Source organism: Desertibacillus haloalkaliphilus (assembly GCF_019039105.1).
In the GTDB taxonomy this organism is placed as follows: domain Bacteria; phylum Bacillota; class Bacilli; order Bacillales; family KJ1-10-99; genus Desertibacillus; species Desertibacillus haloalkaliphilus.
On record NZ_JAHPIV010000660.1, the window covers coordinates 1 to 319 of the forward strand.

General features: G+C 37.6%; 1 pseudogene. It reads right to left on the reverse strand.

Features of this window, described 5'->3' with window-relative positions:
• Window positions 1-251 (reverse strand): annotated as a pseudogene (locus tag KH400_RS23745) (hypothetical protein); the annotation flags it as partial.
• Window positions 252-319 lie beyond the last annotated feature (68 nt).

Sequence of the window (319 nt, forward strand, 5' to 3'; positions counted from 1 at the left end):
ACTGTAACGTTTGGATTCTTCTCTTCGAAACGTGCTATTGCTTCTTGGTATACTTCTTGTCTTGCACCTGGATCAAAGTGCCAAAGGTTAATTTCTACTTGTTCTCCATCACCTTGACTTTGCTCGCTTTGGTCGCCTTGATTTCCTTGTTCTTCGGTAACAGATTCAATGCCGCCTTGTTGGCAGCCCGCTAATCCTAATACCACTACTGCCATGAAAAAACAGATTACTAACAATTGAAGCTTTTTCATTTTTCCACCCCTTAAATTGTTTTATTTATTTTAGAATATCAATGAGATTCTAAAACCTTATCCTATTT